Origin of the sequence: Salinispirillum marinum, from assembly GCF_042650105.1 — a bacterium.
GTDB lineage: Bacteria > Pseudomonadota > Gammaproteobacteria > Pseudomonadales > Natronospirillaceae > Salinispirillum > Salinispirillum marinum.
On sequence record NZ_JBHSAL010000002.1, the window covers coordinates 265,412 to 279,869 of the forward strand.

14 protein-coding genes and 1 other RNA gene are annotated in these 14,458 nt (G+C 53.0%); 3 read left to right on the top strand and 12 right to left on the bottom strand.

All coding sequences use genetic code 11. The features are described from left to right. Positions 1-58 precede the first annotated feature (58 nt). From queE to ACFOSD_RS08390, 12 genes are all read right to left on the bottom strand, one after another. Positions 59-709, bottom strand: a complete 651-nt coding sequence (queE, locus tag ACFOSD_RS08335) for a 7-carboxy-7-deazaguanine synthase (RefSeq protein ID WP_380695427.1) — start codon at positions 707-709, stop codon at positions 59-61. After that, complete coding sequence (locus ACFOSD_RS08340) at positions 706-3,156, bottom strand: putative bifunctional diguanylate cyclase/phosphodiesterase (RefSeq protein WP_380695429.1); 2,451 nt, start codon at positions 3,154-3,156, stop codon at positions 706-708. Before ACFOSD_RS08340 ends, queE begins: the two co-directional genes overlap by 4 nt. An 89-nt stretch (positions 3,157-3,245) precedes the next feature. Further along, on the bottom strand, positions 3,246-3,560 hold the full coding sequence (locus ACFOSD_RS08345) for a hypothetical protein (protein ID WP_380695431.1): 315 nt from the start codon (positions 3,558-3,560) through the stop codon (positions 3,246-3,248). Further along, positions 3,560-4,282: a hypothetical protein gene (locus tag ACFOSD_RS08350; RefSeq protein ID WP_380695433.1), complete on the bottom strand. Its 723-nt coding sequence runs from the start codon at positions 4,280-4,282 to the stop codon at positions 3,560-3,562. The genes ACFOSD_RS08345 and ACFOSD_RS08350 overlap by 1 nt, the downstream gene beginning before the upstream one ends. Continuing rightward, on the bottom strand, positions 4,279-4,779 hold the full coding sequence (locus tag ACFOSD_RS08355) for a DUF2878 domain-containing protein (protein WP_380695435.1): 501 nt from the start codon (positions 4,777-4,779) through the stop codon (positions 4,279-4,281). Before ACFOSD_RS08355 ends, ACFOSD_RS08350 begins: the two co-directional genes overlap by 4 nt. Beyond that, positions 4,776-6,020, bottom strand: coding sequence for a class I SAM-dependent methyltransferase (locus ACFOSD_RS08360; protein ID WP_380695437.1), 1,245 nt, complete (start codon positions 6,018-6,020; stop codon positions 4,776-4,778). Before ACFOSD_RS08360 ends, ACFOSD_RS08355 begins: the two co-directional genes overlap by 4 nt. Further along, positions 6,020-6,808: a DUF1365 domain-containing protein gene (locus tag ACFOSD_RS08365; protein ID WP_380695439.1), complete on the bottom strand. Its 789-nt coding sequence runs from the start codon at positions 6,806-6,808 to the stop codon at positions 6,020-6,022. The genes ACFOSD_RS08360 and ACFOSD_RS08365 overlap by 1 nt, the downstream gene beginning before the upstream one ends. 7 nt (positions 6,809-6,815) lie before the next feature. Next, positions 6,816-8,072 (bottom strand): NAD(P)/FAD-dependent oxidoreductase, encoded by a 1,257-nt coding sequence (locus tag ACFOSD_RS08370; RefSeq protein ID WP_380695441.1) that lies wholly within the window; start codon positions 8,070-8,072, stop codon positions 6,816-6,818. 11 nt (positions 8,073-8,083) lie between these two features. Continuing rightward, positions 8,084-8,848 carry an SDR family NAD(P)-dependent oxidoreductase gene (locus tag ACFOSD_RS08375; RefSeq protein ID WP_380695443.1) on the bottom strand — a complete coding sequence of 255 codons (765 nt, stop codon included), beginning with the start codon at positions 8,846-8,848 and terminating at the stop codon, positions 8,084-8,086. Next, a complete protein-coding gene (locus ACFOSD_RS08380) occupies positions 8,845-9,270 on the bottom strand; it encodes a nuclear transport factor 2 family protein (protein ID WP_380695445.1) in 426 nt (141 codons plus the stop codon). Before ACFOSD_RS08380 ends, ACFOSD_RS08375 begins: the two co-directional genes overlap by 4 nt. Continuing rightward, positions 9,260-10,612, bottom strand: a complete 1,353-nt coding sequence (locus ACFOSD_RS08385; RefSeq protein WP_380695447.1) for a cryptochrome/photolyase family protein — start codon at positions 10,610-10,612, stop codon at positions 9,260-9,262. The genes ACFOSD_RS08380 and ACFOSD_RS08385 overlap by 11 nt, the downstream gene beginning before the upstream one ends. Then, on the bottom strand, positions 10,609-11,574 hold the full coding sequence (locus ACFOSD_RS08390) for a YbgA family protein (protein WP_380695449.1): 966 nt from the start codon (positions 11,572-11,574) through the stop codon (positions 10,609-10,611). The genes ACFOSD_RS08385 and ACFOSD_RS08390 overlap by 4 nt, the downstream gene beginning before the upstream one ends. Before the next feature lie 135 nt (positions 11,575-11,709). Between ACFOSD_RS08390 and ffs the strand changes: the two genes are divergently transcribed. From ffs to ACFOSD_RS08405, 3 genes are all read left to right on the top strand, one after another. Then, positions 11,710-11,806, top strand: an RNA gene (ffs, locus tag ACFOSD_RS08395) — signal recognition particle sRNA small type. A gap of 138 nt (positions 11,807-11,944) precedes the next feature. Beyond that, the gene (gene dnaX / locus ACFOSD_RS08400) at positions 11,945-14,134 is read left to right on the top strand and encodes a DNA polymerase III subunit gamma/tau (RefSeq protein ID WP_380695451.1); all 2,190 of its coding nucleotides are present in this window, start codon (positions 11,945-11,947) and stop codon (positions 14,132-14,134) included. Continuing rightward, positions 14,131-14,457: a YbaB/EbfC family nucleoid-associated protein gene (locus tag ACFOSD_RS08405; protein ID WP_380695453.1), complete on the top strand. Its 327-nt coding sequence runs from the start codon at positions 14,131-14,133 to the stop codon at positions 14,455-14,457. Before dnaX ends, ACFOSD_RS08405 begins: the two co-directional genes overlap by 4 nt. The last annotated feature ends 1 nt before the right edge of the window (position 14,458 follow it).

A 14,458-nucleotide genomic window follows, 5' to 3' on the forward strand; every position in this document is an offset into this window, starting at 1 on the left:
GTATTCGTAGAACAGAATATGGGTATTTGAAATCGTGATAATGGTCGGTTGTACGGTCTTAATCGACCCCAAGGATTTTGTGTGTTTGCAAGGTCAGACGCCATTCCGGATTGGCCAAACAATAGGCAATCGCGGCTTGTGTATGGTCCGATTGCGGGGTAATGCGATTAGCATCATAAGGATTCATCGGTGACAAATAGCGATGGGTCGCCCGAATATGTGAAAAACGCTCTGGTGGTGCGGCAGACTGAGGAAAGACCAGTTTCAGCTCATCGCAGTGTTTGACCACGACATCCGAGGTCCCTTTGGGCGAAACACACAACCAGTCGATGCCCTCTGGTGCGGCAAGGGTTCCGTTAGACTCCACACCCACAACGAATTCACGAGCATGCATGGCTTGGATCAAGTCTGTATCCAGTTGCAACAGCGGTTCGCCGCCGGTAAAGATGACGTAGCGATGACCACAGCCCTCCGGCCACAAAGCCAGAATATGATCGGCCAGCGCCTCGGCGCTGTGGAATCGGCCGCCATGTTGCCCATCAGTTCCAATGAAGTCGGTGTCGCAAAACTGGCAAATGGCACCGGCGCGGTCGGCAGCACGGCCAGACCATAGATTGCACCCGGTAAACCGGCAGAATACCGCCGGGCGACCCGTGTGTGCGCCTTCTCCTTGTAACGAATAAAACGCTTCTTTTACGCTGTAAGTCATGTAGCTTCTACCAATTCCTTATTGCCTTGGGCTTTCAGTAAATTCGTCATATCCACCAATGATATAGGTTTTGAATAAAAGTAACCTTGGTACCGGTCGCACCCGTTCGCCTGCAAGAAGGCCAACTGGGCTGGAGTTTCTACACCTTCAGCCACGGTTTGTAGATTCATGTGGCGTGCGATGGCCAGAATGGTTTCGACAATGGCTGCGTCATTGATGTCGGTGGTGATGTCGCGGATAAACCCTTGGTCGATTTTGATCACATCGATGGGTAACCGTTTTAAGTAGGCAAGGGAAGAGTACCCGGTGCCGAAATCGTCGATGGAGAAGGTGACACCGTAATCCTGCAGTTGTTGCATGCGATCCACCGTTTCACGCATCTGTTCGATTAACATACTTTCGGTAATTTCCATATCCAGCATCGACGGCGAAATTTTGTGCTGTTCTGTGGCATGGCGCACGTAGTGGATAAAATCGGCTTGCGCAAATTGGCGCGCACTCACGTTCACGCCCAAGCGCATGTGTGAGTGCCATAGGCCTGCCTTTTGCCACTGTGCAACGGCGGCACAGGCACTTTCCAATACCCAGCGCCCGACCGGTACGATCAGCCCGGTGGCTTCCAATATGGGAATGAACTCTAGCGGTGAAACCGTACCGCGTTCCGGGTGTGCCCAGCGCAGCAAGGCCTCGGCACCTACGATGGCGCCGGTTGAAACATCAACCTGCGGTTGGAAGGTCAGGAAGAATTGCTCGTCTTCCAAGGCTTGCCGCAGGCCGGTTTCCAGGATCATTCGTTGGGTGGCTTCTTCCGACATGCTGGGTTGAAATACCCGGCAAAGATTCTTGCCCTCGTTCTTAGCTGACACCATGGCGATATCGGCGTTACGCAAAATATCGGCGGCCGATAGATCGCCGTCTGGAAAGAGGGCGATACCGACACTCGTCGTGGCGTTCAGACGCTGGTTATCAAACCAGAACGGCGCCGCAATGAGGTCACGAATAACGTTGGCGCGGAATTCGGCATGAAAAAGCGCTTCTTTTGCCCGGTTGGAAATTTTTGGTATGCAAAGCACGAATTCATCGCTGCCCAGGCGCGACACGGTATCGCCTGATTGGGCATGGGCAGTGAGTCGCCGTGCCACTTCCCGCAACACAAAATCGCCCGCCGCGTGACTGAGTGAGTCATTAATGTTTTTGAAATTATCGAGGTCAATAAACACCAAGGCACCAAACTCCCTGTTGGCGGTGGCCTGATGCTTCAGGCGTTCCACATGCTCTAACAAGAAGTTGCGGTTGGGTAGGTCGGTCAGGCTGTCATGGTAGGCCAGGTGCTGAATGTGTTCGGCGGTTTTACGGCGCTCGGTAACATCAATGCTTACCGACAAGACGGCCTGCTCACCGCGATAATTCAGCGGAAATTTCTGGGTTTCAATGGCGCGCTCTTCGCCTTGGGCATCGAGCAAGGTTAATTCCGGGATCTCGATTTCTTCCTGACTGGCCAACACTTCCCGGTCGGTGCCAAACAGCGTCCGCCAGACACTTTCACTGACTCTCGGACGCAGGGTGCTGATTTGAGCTTTATCCAGCACTTCAGGGTCAGAACCGAACAGGGCGGCGAACGCCCGATTAACCACCAATAACCGTTGCTCATGGCTAACCACGTAAATCAATTGGGGTAGGTGGTCAACCAGCTCGCGGATATTCTCATACGCGGAATGGCTGTGGCGCTCCGCCGCATCACGCTCTTCGAGCAACAGTTGAACGGTGGTGACAAAGCGATTAGCACTGCTGACCAGAGTGCCTAATTCATCATGTTTGTGGAACGTCAGGGCAATGGTTTCTAATTCACCGCGCTCCGGCTCAGCATCTTGGAAGTGCTGGCTTAAAATCGTTAGCGGACGTGTCACCATCCAATGCGCGGCCAAAAATAACGCCATCACAATAAACAGGGTGCGGAAAACGGCCAGCTGCAGGGCTGTACCGGATCGTTGGATAAAGGGTAGTAGCGCAATGGCGGGGTCAATCTCCAGCACCAAAGCACCCGGATTCGTGGTGCCCGTAATAACGATGTCGATGGAGTAGGATGACTGACCTTCCGGCACCAGCCGTTGTAACCCGCTCAACTCTTCTTCTGCCAACCCAAGTCGTTCGCGGCTGGCCAGTTCGTTGCCCAGTTCGTCAAAGATGGCGGTGCGGGTCACAAATTCATAGGTCATCAATCCATTGGTGACTTCGTCGGCCAGTAAGGTATCCAGATTATAGATGGCACGACCCGCCGCAGGCTCATAGGCTTCGAGCAGTGCTATGACGGTTTGATCAATACGTTCTTGTTCGTTTTTGTAATCGACGAAGGCTTGCACTGCACCTAAGAATAGCCCCAGCACCAACGCTACCAACACGCTCACTAGGGCTAATTTTACCGCGATGCGGTGTCGAACCTTCATCATACAGACAGCAACCACTTTACTAGGTTTCTGCAAATGTAGATGAACTCGCCACGAAGGGGAAGGTTAAGTCGAGATTCGACGCAAATTTGTCATGGCTTTGTTGCAAATAGTTGCGGCCAGCGCCACGCCAAGTACCAACACAACAACCAATTACCCATAACCATGTAAAGCGGGATAAAACATAACACCAAGACTTTTTTGGGTTCGAGTTGCCACAGCAACAACAAGGCGATGAAAAACCCCAGATACAGGTCCACAAGGGTCACCTTGCCCCACACCAGATTGCCGATCATGGGGCCTTCCGTGAATAAGCTCACGGTCATGGAAGCCCAGATGATTTGCCCTAAAAAGGCACTGCCCGCGACGAATAGGCCCCAACGGATCAGCGTATGATGCCGAGCCATTAGGATGCGTCCTCAATGGCTTCAGGGCTGTATTGGTAATCAATCACAGCGTTCACGACACTGCCTTCGCGACGGAAGTTAGTAATTCCGGTGTAACGAATTAAGGCCAGGGATTCACGGTCATACACCAGTTCTATGGGATCGACAAACCAACGGATTAACGCCGAACTGGGGGCTATGTTCAGGCGGATCTGTGCGTCATTCGCTTCGATCAAATTGGCCGTAATGGCATACGTGCGCCCGGCACCCAACGACAGAAAATCAAATGACAGACTACCTTGTGCCAAAATATCAGGCATTCGGTCTTGCAGGTATCGATCAAAGCCAGCGTCCAGGACGGTATTCTGAACATCATCGAGCCGGGCGCGCTGCACGTCATTGCCGTTGGGGCGGGCAATGCTTTGTTCGTAGATGCCACCGTCAAAGCGGCCTTCAATTAATGACGATTGCGCCATGTCATCCCAACGAATTTCCGGGAGGTATGGACGATCGGTCGGTGATACCAAGGTTTTCACCACCAATACTTCGTTGTTTTGATCGCGGTATTCCACCACGCGGGTTTGGGACTGGTCCGCGTTGAGTTCAACACGATGGAATTCACGGTAAATAAAGTCACCGGTTACCGGGTCCCGTGCGGTACCCATTAAATCCCACGTAGAGGATACGGCTTGACCGGACAGTAACAGGAGTAAACCGATTGAATAGTAGATGACGCGCTTCATTGCTCACTCTCTTTTAACCAACGACGGTGCCAGTAATTACGTAATGCAATACCAGCAGGGAAGGCTACGGCCCACCAGAGCGAATAGACCACAATACCGGCCAAGTCCATGGGTTCTGCCGCGCCCAGCTTTGCGCCACCATAGTAAGACAGCGGACCAGACACCGCGCCTAAAAGAATTTGCAGCCAAAGCCACGAGATTTTATACGCCAAATGCCAGATGACATTGGCAAACCCGATCCATAAGACAAACAGCCAGATAGGCCCCAGCAGGGTGTTATGGCTGAAGCGGATAAAGCCCAACGCTTGAATGATCAGATCAACAGCATAGCCACCCAGGGTTACCAAGCCGATAAACGCTAAAACAGCTTTGGGTTGTTTGAACACCACGGTAAACAGCAAGAATACCGACCAAAGCAACGACCAAAGATTGCCCGTTAACACCGTCACAAAGAAGGTTACTTGATAGATGACGCCATGGTGCCAAGGTTTGATCATGGCATTACGGACTCGCGGCGGTTATCGGGCTTGGCAAGCAATAATTGAGCAACGCCAATGTTGCGCTCCCAGAAACCCCCTTCGCAGTAGGCAAAGTAATAATTCCAGAGACGTTGAAAGGCCTCGTCATAACCCATGTCGTGCAGGGCTTCCGATTGACGGTTGAAGCGCTCTCGCCAATCTTTCAGCGTGCGCGCGTAGTGCGGGCCAAAGTCTTCCAAATGCTTCACAGTCATTTGTGTGGCTTTGCTTACTTCATGCGCCATGCGCGCAATGCTGGGCAGCGCGCCACCGGGGAAGATGTACTTTTGAATAAAATCGACACTCTTCCGGTAGTAATCATAGCGTTGATCCGCGATGGTGATGGCTTGCAAGAGCATAGCGCCGTGTGGCTTCAGGAGGGCATCGCACTTTTTAAAATAGGTCGACAAATATTCATGACCAACCGCTTCAATCATCTCGAGCGACACGAGTTTGTCGTACTTGCCTTCCAGCAGCCGGTAGTCTTGCAGCAGTAACGTTATGCGATCGGTCAAACCTTCCGCGGCCACACGCTCTTTGGCGTAGTCGAACTGTTGCTGTGAAATGGTGGTGGTCGTGACCTTACAGCCATAGTGTTTCGCCGCAAAAATCGCCATACCGCCCCAGCCGGTGCCAATTTCTAACAGGTGGTCGTCCGGTTGCAGGTCGAGCTTTTGGCAAATACGATGCAGGCGAAAGGTTTGCGCATCTTCCAACGATGCCCCAGCCGCCGGATAAATAGCCGCCGAATACATCATGTGCGGATCAAGAAACTTCTCGAACAGCGGGTTGCCCAAATCATAATGGGCCGCGATGTTACGCCGCGACTGATTGATGGTATTGCGGTTAAACTTATGGTCAAGCCAAGACAGCGCCTTGCGGAATGACAGCAAGAACGGGTTGTTGTCGATGGCGTCCAGATTGCGCGCAAACACCTGGACCACAGCGGTCAGGTCATGGGTATCCCACAGTTTGAGCACATAAGCTTCGGCGGCGCCTAATCCACCACCGAGCACGAATTCTTTATAGACCGCCGGATCTCGAATTTCGACCAAAGCACGACAGTCGCTATGGGCATCACCGAACGCCCACGTCTGGCCATTTTGCTCCAGTACCAAATACCCCTGTTGAATATTTTTTTCCAAAGCCCTAAACATGAGCCGCTGCCAAAAGCCTAGCGTTTCAGTGGCAGACACGGCTTCATTTCCTGTTATTCTCATTATTTAACTCCTCGTTCAGGGTGCGGATAAAACGGCACCTTTTTCAACCATAACCTAAGGGCGTGTGTGTATATGCCCCATAAAACTTGTAGTGTCATACCGGGGTATGTCCAGATTACGCGATTCAAGTTGCGTCGGTTCACCGGTTGGCGTTCAAGATTCATCCAAGCGGAAAATATCAGGCCATCTTCGTCGTAATTCTTGAGCAACATGCGCGTATGGTCACCGGGTACATCAAAATGCCATTCGTATTTATGATGCATGGGGTGAAACGGGCTGACGTGAAAATCTTTGTCGACCTTGAAGGTCCATTGCCCATTTTGACAATGAGTCGCGGCGATGCCTCCGGGCAGGGGGCGTGTTACCAAAACGTATTGGTAGCGTTCTAGCCAAGGGGTGTTGGTGATCTCCGGCAAAATAGCGACCGGAGTCTCGTCATCTTCCGCATCAAACACATAGTAAAACGATACCGGGTTAAAGCTCAGGCCAAAATTGCGCCACTGGGTCAGCACCCGCACCGCACCGGTCGGGCGATAGCCGGTACGTGCTTCAACCAAATCCAATACCACGGTTTTCAGTGGTTTATCCGTCGGACGCATAAAGTCCAGGCGCTTGAACCAGATCAGGTTGCGCCGGTAAGCACCCCAGAAAGGGTGCTGCGCCGCGATGCTCTCCACTTCGTCGAGATCGGTGTAAAGCATATACACCTTGTACTCTAGGCGGTGGGGTTTGGGCCGTTTGCGATCATGCCCGACGATGCCGGTATAAATGCCACTGTGCAGCGTCATTGCCCAATCACCATGCTATGCCCAGGTCTTTCACGACGCGTAGCGCACTGTTGATGCCATCTTCATGAAAGCCATTGAACCAATAGGCACCACAAAAATGGGTACGGTTCTGGTTGCCAATCTCGTGGTATCTTGCTTGCGCCAACATGCCTTCCGGCGTAAATACCGGGTGGCTGTAATCAAACCGTTTAATGATTTTCTTCGGGTCTATCGGGCCATCATAGTTCAAGGTAACGCAGAACGTTTCGGGGCAATCGTCAAAGTTCTGCAAGATATTCATGTTATAGGTCACCGAGACCGCAGACTGTGCGCTGGTGGGGATGTGATAATTCCATGCGGCCCACGCCTGTTTGCGTTTTGGCAGCAATGAAGCATCTGTGTGTAGGACCACATCATTTTTGGCATAGGGAAGCGCACCCAAAATGTCTTGCTCGGTCGAGGTTGGTTCAGCCAGCATGGCTAAGGCTTGATCAGAATGGCAAGCGAAAATGACTTGGTCAAACTCTTTATGACCTTTTTCTGTTATAACCTGTACATGCTCTGCTGAACGAACGACCTTTTGTACCGGCGTGTTCAGATGAATACGGTCACGAAATCCTGCCGTTATCGGCTCGACATAACTGCGTGAACCGTTGATAAGGGTGGACCACTGAGGCCGGTTCTTAACCGAGAGCAGGCCGTGATTCTTAAAAAAGCGAATAAAAAAGAGCGCCGGAAAGCGCAACATATCCTGTTCGCCTGAAGACCAAATGGCCGCACCCATGGGCACAATGTATTTGCTGACAAACCAGCCGTGGTAGCCATGTTCGGTAAAAAATTCAGCCAATGTTTGGTGTGGGTCGATCGCATTGGCTTCCAGCAGTTCGATACTTTGTTTGTTGAAACGCAAAATGTCGCGCACCATACGGTAGAACTTAGGGCGTAACCAGTTGCGACGCTGGGCAAACAGCGAGGGAATGCTGCGGCCACAATATTCCAAACCACTTTGTTCGCATTTGACCGAAAAACTCATGACGGTCTTTTGCGCTTCTACCGGCAGTTCGGCCATGAGTTTGTGAAAATTAGGGTATGTCCAATCGTTAAACACGATAAAGCCGGTGTTCACCGGATAGGTTTTTCCGCCCACCGGCACGTCTTCCGTGTTGGTATGTCCGCCAATGTATTCATTGGCTTCAAACAATTCGATGTCGTGTTCCTTGTGCAGCAAGTAGGCTGCGGTCAAACCGGATATTCCGCTGCCGATAATGGCAATGCGCTGGCGCATGGGCGCTCTCCTTAGGTATGTTTGGTCTTGTTTCGGCTTAATTTGCTGTTCAGGGCATGCTGCCAACGAAGGGGAAGTAGACCTTCCAGTAACAGCAGCAAGGTGAATCGTTTAGGGAAATGCAAATGCGTTTTACCGCGATTAATGCCATCTCGTATCCGTTGCGCGGCATTTTCGGGCGACAACAAAAACGGCATTTTGAAATCGTTCAGTTGAGTCAAAGGCGTATCGACAAAACCGGGCGATACAATCACCACCGAGATGCCTTCACCACGTAAATCAATGGCCATGGTAGACAACCAGTAAGTAAACGCCGCCTTAGAACTGCCATAGGCTTGTGAGCGCGGTAACGGCGTAAAGATCACGCTGGAGCTGATGCCAACAATGCAGCCGGCATCGCTGCGTCGCAATAAATGCAGGGCTTCATGGGTAAGGGCGACGGGCCCGTGAAAATTGGTGTCCAGCACCCGTTGGTACAAGCCCAAGTCGGTATCACCTTGCTCAAGATCGACGTATTCACAGGTGCCCGCGTTGAGAACAAGGGTATCCAAACGGCCCGATTGTTGTTCAATTTCGGCAATGGCGGCATGACGACCTGCACGGTCGGTCACATCAAATGGCAGAATGTTGACGTTAGAAAACTGTTCCGCCAAAGCAGACAATTTATCGGCGGAGCGCGCGCTGATGTACAGCCGTTCGGCATCTTGCGCCAGTTCACGGACTAAAGCGGCACCAATGCCGGTGGAAGCACCCACCAACCAAATAATCTTTTTCATTGTCCCATCCTGTTTTTAATGGTTCTGATGATTCGACCCAGCACGGGAAGGTTTTCATACAGCATTTCACCCGCATCAAAATAGTCTCGATGCAGTTTTACCCGTTCACCTTCAAGCTCAAAGCACGTAATGCCGGACACGTTCACCGGCTCGCCGCCTTTCAAACGGGGATGCTCGACACGCATTTCCCATTCCATGGTGATGCGGTTGTCTTGCTGCACCGCGCGGCCATAGGTGAAGTTGATGGCACGCACATTGCGGTAGAGTTGTTTGAAGTAGGCGTCCAAACGGTCCCGACCTTCGATGCGGTGAAAAGGGTCAATGAACACGGCATCTTCCGTGTAGAGCTGTTGGAGAATGCCGTCATCCAAGCTCTTCGCATTGATGTTTTGGTAGGTGCGCTGTATATGTTCAATCATCATTTTGCTGTCCGTTGTTCAGGTCTTTTGCCTGTTTAAAGAGCGCTTTGATACGGGTTGCTGCGTCAGCATGGATCACCAAGGGGTCGGGGTATCCCGAAGCGGCTCGTTCAAGCGGCGAGGGATTGTGAATCGATTTGCCCGGTAGATCTGCCAATTCAGTAACCCAAGTACGAACGTAGTCGCCATTTGGGTCAAATTTTTCTCCTTGGCGTAGCGGATTGAACACACGAAAGTAGGGCGCCGCATCAACGCCCGTACTGGCACCCCATTGCCAGTTCCCATTGTTGGCCACGAAATCGGCATCGTTTAACTGGGCAAGAAACCAGGCTTCGCCCAACCGCCAGTCGAGGTGCAGGTCTTTGGTTAAAAATGCACTGGCGAACATCCGGGCGCGATTGGGCATTTGCCCGGTAGACTTCAACTGCCGCATCGCGGCATCCACCACCGGGTAGCCCGTGCGGCCTTCGCACCAGGCAGAAAAAAGGGCTTGATCGTCCGACCAGGGAACGAGGTCAGTCCAAGGCTGCAACGGTCGGTGCCGATATATTTCCGGAAAATGCCACGCCACCGCATGAAAGAATTCACGCCATATCCATTCGTTAAGCCATTGTTCCGCGTCAATTCGCTGTTCGGCTGCAGCGGCGAAGGCCTGTCGGGTGGTCAATAATCCGTTGGCAATCAACGGCGATAGGCCGCTGACCACGGGCTGTGTAATGTCATTACGCGCCGTGCTGTAGTGCTTCAGATCCTGCGCGACGAAATCGGCCATGGCACTCTGCGCTTCTTCTTCCGGTGCTGGCAACTGGGTAGCCCATGTCGGCCGAGGGTAGGGGTATTGTGGTGCACTGGACCATTGTTTACGCCAGGCGTTTTTGTACGCGGTATAGACTTTGAACGGCTGCCCTTGGCCGGTGAGCAAGGATTCCGGCGCAAAGGTGACGCGGTCATTGGTCAGCGTTAATGCAATATTCTGTGCATTGAGGCGCTTGCCTAACCATGCGTCGCGGCGACGTTCGTTCAAACCGTATTCACGATCGGCAATCACCGTCCGGGCGCCCAGCGCTGTGGCCCGCGAAAGCACCCACGCCGCGGCCTCGCGGTAGGTGGGTACGCTGTGCAGTTCGACGTTAACGCCCAGCGCCCGCAAAGTCTCGGCAAAGGCGTTAAACTGCGCCAACCAAGGGTCTATTTTTCGGGGGCCATAGCCGTGCGTACGGTATTGCTCCGGGGTTGGCGTGAGCAGTACGCAATGCGGGGTATCGAGTGAGGTTTCCAGTGTTGCTAATCCCCAGGCCGGGTTGTCCAGCAAACGAACACTGGTGCGCAACCAAATCAGGTTCATATGGTGTTCCTTAGTCCTAATGTTTCCGGGTAGGGCGCCAGAAAGAATTGCTGGCGTATGTAACTGTCGTCGTCCCAGACCGAATCCAGGTGGTGTTGCAACAATGTCATGGGTACGATCATTGGCACCAACCCGGCACGATATTTGTCGATGGCCGCGCGCAAGGACTGTTTTCGTTCCGAGCTCAGGTTGTCTTTTAAATAGCCTTGAATGTGTTGCAGCACATTGGTGATCTGACCGCGCTTGGGTGGGTTGGCCAGTGCAGCATTAAGTTGACGATAATATTCGGCAGCGGTTTCTTCCCAGGGGCGGCTTTTTACATTCGACAGCAACTGCCCCAACGACTTATACACCGGATACGAATACGCCATCACCAGATACTTGCTGCGTGAATGGAAGGCCAACAAGTCTTTCGCCGACTGCCCAGGGTTAAGCGTGCGCCAGCGGTACTGCATGTACACGCGGGTAAGAAAATGCTCCCGGATGTGTGCGTCGTTTAGCCGCCCGGCATCTTCCATCGGTAATAAAGGATGAGCCGCTTGCAGATCGGCAGCAAACAGGCCCTGTGTGTTGCCCAATGGGTAGCCGTTGGGCAGGTAGAGTTTCACCCGGTTCAAACCACAACTGGGGGAATTGTGCATAAAGATGATGCCGTCCCATTGCTGAGCTATCTGTGTGTAGTGCTCCGCCAATTGGCGCATGGGTTGCGTGACATCGCGCTCGCCGCTATGTGATACGGCATGAATGCCGTCCTCGTGATCAACCAGACGAATGGTTTCGCGGGGTACGCCCAGACCGATTTCAAACTCTGGGCAGAATTTCTGTACCGTCAAATGCGGCGCCAGTTCGTTGGCAATCCAGGCGTGTTTTTTATGCCCCCCGTTGTAACGTACTTCGTCGCCCATCACACAGGCGCTGATACCAATACGGGGCTTGTCGTCTGACTTTAATGGGTTATCCATAGTCTCATTAGTTCCGTTTTTCTGTCGTGGTTTACGTGTCTTTTATCCGTTCAGATCTGCCCGATAATTCATTGAATGAAGGGGTTGCGATAGACTCGGACAGTCGGTATAGTCCCGCACCTGTTGTGGTGGCCCAGCCGGTCCCCTCGCAATGACCAACCGCAAACCCCGCCAGGCCCGGAAGGGAGCAACGGTAGTGGTGACGTCATGTGCCGGGGTGTGGCTGGTTGGGACATCTCCATACTTCGCCTTCTGTTTTACCTTGCTTTTCGAATCCGAGCAAAACCTCCGCAACTCCTGAGATCAAGTCTGGCACTGTGTCGGCTCAGCAGGTAGCATACGCCTACTTTTTTCTTCTATTGATGTCTGTATGAGTTATCAAGTTCTCGCACGCAAATGGCGGCCCCAGACGTTCGCCGAAATGGTCGGGCAGCGCCACGTGTTGACGGCATTGGTGAATGCCCTGGATAACCAGCGCTTACACCATGCGTATTTATTCACGGGTACGCGTGGGGTCGGTAAAACCACCTTGGCTCGGCTGTTCGCCAAAAGTTTAAATTGTGAAGTTGGGGTAAGTTCAACGCCCTGTGGTGAATGCTCGGCGTGTCGTGAAATTGCCGAGAACCGGTTTATTGACTTGATTGAGGTCGATGCGGCATCGCGTACCAAGGTAGAAGACACCCGTGAGCTGCTGGAAAACGTGCAATACCAGCCGACACGCGGGCGCTATAAGGTGTACCTGATCGACGAAGTGCACATGCTCTCTAATCACAGCTTTAATGCCTTGTTGAAAACGCTGGAAGAGCCACCACCGCATGTGAAATTTTTGCTGGCCACAACCGATCCGCAAAAGCTGCCGGTTACCGTGCTCTCGCGTTGTTTGCAGTTCAATTTAAAAAGCATGACCCCCGACATGGTCATGGGGCACTTAAAAGACATTTTAACCCGCGAACACATTCCCTTTGACGATGCCGCCTTAATGCACTTGGCGAAAGCGGCGCAAGGCAGTATGCGTGATGCGTTAAGTCTCACCGATCAAGCCATGGCGTTTGGGCAGAATACGGTAATAGAAGCCGATGTGGCAGAAATGCTGGGTACGGTAGACACGCGTCAGATTTTGGCCTTGCTGGACGCTGTTCTGCAACAGGATGCCCCGCAGTTGCTGCGCGTCGTAGCGCATTTGGCCGAATTTGCGCCGCATTGGCAGCATCTGATGAACGACATTCTGGCCTTGCTGCATCAATTAACCGTTTTACAGATGGCACCCGGGTTCAGTGCGGGCCTGCACCACGACGCCTTACAGGCCATGGCGCAGCGTTCAACGCCCGATGATGTGCAGTTGTACTATCAATTGGGCTTACAAGCCCACAAAGACATCGCGTTAGCACCTGACGCCCGGCAAGGGTTTGAAATGGCCTTGCTGCGCATGATTGCCTTTACACCCGACATAAAACGGGTTTACCGACCGTCGAATTCTGCAGATACCGCCGCAAATACATCAGAGCCTGCACCGACGGGCAGCGCGCCGGTGTCGGGGGTGGCACCACAGTCGGAATCTGACCTGGCTCCAATGACAGAAACTGCGTCCGAACCGCAAGAAGAGGCTCAGCCCGACGAACAAGCTCAGCCCGACGAACAAGCTCAGCCCGACGAGCAGGCTCAGCCCGTACCGCAAGAGACGGAACCGGCGTTTGAACAACCACAGGAACATTCACCTGAGACGTCGCAGGCACCGTACCCTCAGCATGACGAGGATCCTGTCGCGCAAGCGCCGGATGTACCGCCTTGGGCGCCCGATGAATCCTTTGTTGAGTCCACAGTGCAGCCCACAGAGTCGGTGGTCGAAGATTCGGTTGGCATGAGCCCGGAAACAGAAGCTCTTGGTACAGAAAACCCTGCGCCTATCGCGGACCCTGTTCATGCGAAAATACCCGGGCAGGCGGAGGAGAGCGATGACCAGGAGGAGACACTGTCCTGGCAGGAACAGCCGTTAGATACCGATGATGAACCGTCGCACGTCGCTGCCCCGGACGCTGCAGCGTTCGAATCGCTGTCGGGCGAGCCGCAACCCGCCGACAACACATTGGCCTATACCGCTGCGACGCAACGCGCGCTCGACCAAATAGCGGATGACCCCAGTGTGTTGGGGGACGTTTGGCCAGACTTGATACCGGCGCTTGAACTTCAAGGTGTGTTGCACACTCTGGTGGCAAACTCGGCACTGCTTGATCTGCGTGATGGCACCTTAGAGTTGCAGATCGACCCGGCCTATGAACGGCTGCATCAAGCCAGCTATTGGTCCCGGTTGGTCGCGGCCTTGACCAACATCGGTATTGAAGTTGAACGCGTTAATGTACGTTTTGAGCCTTGCACCAGTGAAACCCTGAATCAACGACAGCAGCGGCAGCGGCGAGAAGCCTATGCGCAGGCCAAACAGGCGTTGCAGGAAGACCCATTTGTGCAGGCTTTAGCCGAAGATTTTGACGGTGAATTACTGACCGACACCATTGAACCCGTAATACCGCCAGCACCCGAGACCAGACCAGGAGTAAACGCATGATGAAAGGTGGAATGGGCGACTTGATGAAACAAGCGCAGCAAATGCAGGAAAAAATGCAAAAGGCACAGGAAGAAATCGCCACCCTGGAAGTGACCGGCCAGTCCGGTGCCGGGATGGTAAAAATCACCATGACCGGTCGTCATGATGTCCGTAAAGTCGAATTAGACGAGAGCCTCCTGAGTGAAGATAAAGAGCTGCTGGAAGATCTCGTCGCGGCGGCCGTGAACGATGCCGTGCGCAAGGTAGAAGAGGCCTCCAAAGGCAAAATGTCTGGCCTGACCGCAGGCATGAGTTTACCACCCGGCTTTAAATTACCCTTCTGAG

Coding starts and splice junctions, on each gene's coding strand:
- queE (WP_380695427.1), bottom strand. CDS start 709: ATGACTTACAGCGTAAAAGAAGCGTTTTATTCGTTACAAGGAGAAGGC.
- ACFOSD_RS08340 (WP_380695429.1), bottom strand. CDS start 3,156: ATGATGAAGGTTCGACACCGCATCGCGGTAAAATTAGCCCTAGTGAGC.
- ACFOSD_RS08345 (WP_380695431.1), bottom strand. CDS start 3,560: ATGGCTCGGCATCATACGCTGATCCGTTGGGGCCTATTCGTCGCGGGC.
- ACFOSD_RS08350 (WP_380695433.1), bottom strand. CDS start 4,282: ATGAAGCGCGTCATCTACTATTCAATCGGTTTACTCCTGTTACTGTCC.
- ACFOSD_RS08355 (WP_380695435.1), bottom strand. CDS start 4,779: ATGATCAAACCTTGGCACCATGGCGTCATCTATCAAGTAACCTTCTTT.
- ACFOSD_RS08360 (WP_380695437.1), bottom strand. CDS start 6,020: ATGAGAATAACAGGAAATGAAGCCGTGTCTGCCACTGAAACGCTAGGC.
- ACFOSD_RS08365 (WP_380695439.1), bottom strand. CDS start 6,808: ATGACGCTGCACAGTGGCATTTATACCGGCATCGTCGGGCATGATCGC.
- ACFOSD_RS08370 (WP_380695441.1), bottom strand. CDS start 8,072: ATGCGCCAGCGCATTGCCATTATCGGCAGCGGAATATCCGGTTTGACC.
- ACFOSD_RS08375 (WP_380695443.1), bottom strand. CDS start 8,848: ATGAAAAAGATTATTTGGTTGGTGGGTGCTTCCACCGGCATTGGTGCC.
- ACFOSD_RS08380 (WP_380695445.1), bottom strand. CDS start 9,270: ATGATGATTGAACATATACAGCGCACCTACCAAAACATCAATGCGAAG.
- ACFOSD_RS08385 (WP_380695447.1), bottom strand. CDS start 10,612: ATGAACCTGATTTGGTTGCGCACCAGTGTTCGTTTGCTGGACAACCCG.
- ACFOSD_RS08390 (WP_380695449.1), bottom strand. CDS start 11,574: ATGGATAACCCATTAAAGTCAGACGACAAGCCCCGTATTGGTATCAGC.
- dnaX (WP_380695451.1), top strand. CDS start 11,945: ATGAGTTATCAAGTTCTCGCACGCAAATGGCGGCCCCAGACGTTCGCC.
- ACFOSD_RS08405 (WP_380695453.1), top strand. CDS start 14,131: ATGATGAAAGGTGGAATGGGCGACTTGATGAAACAAGCGCAGCAAATG.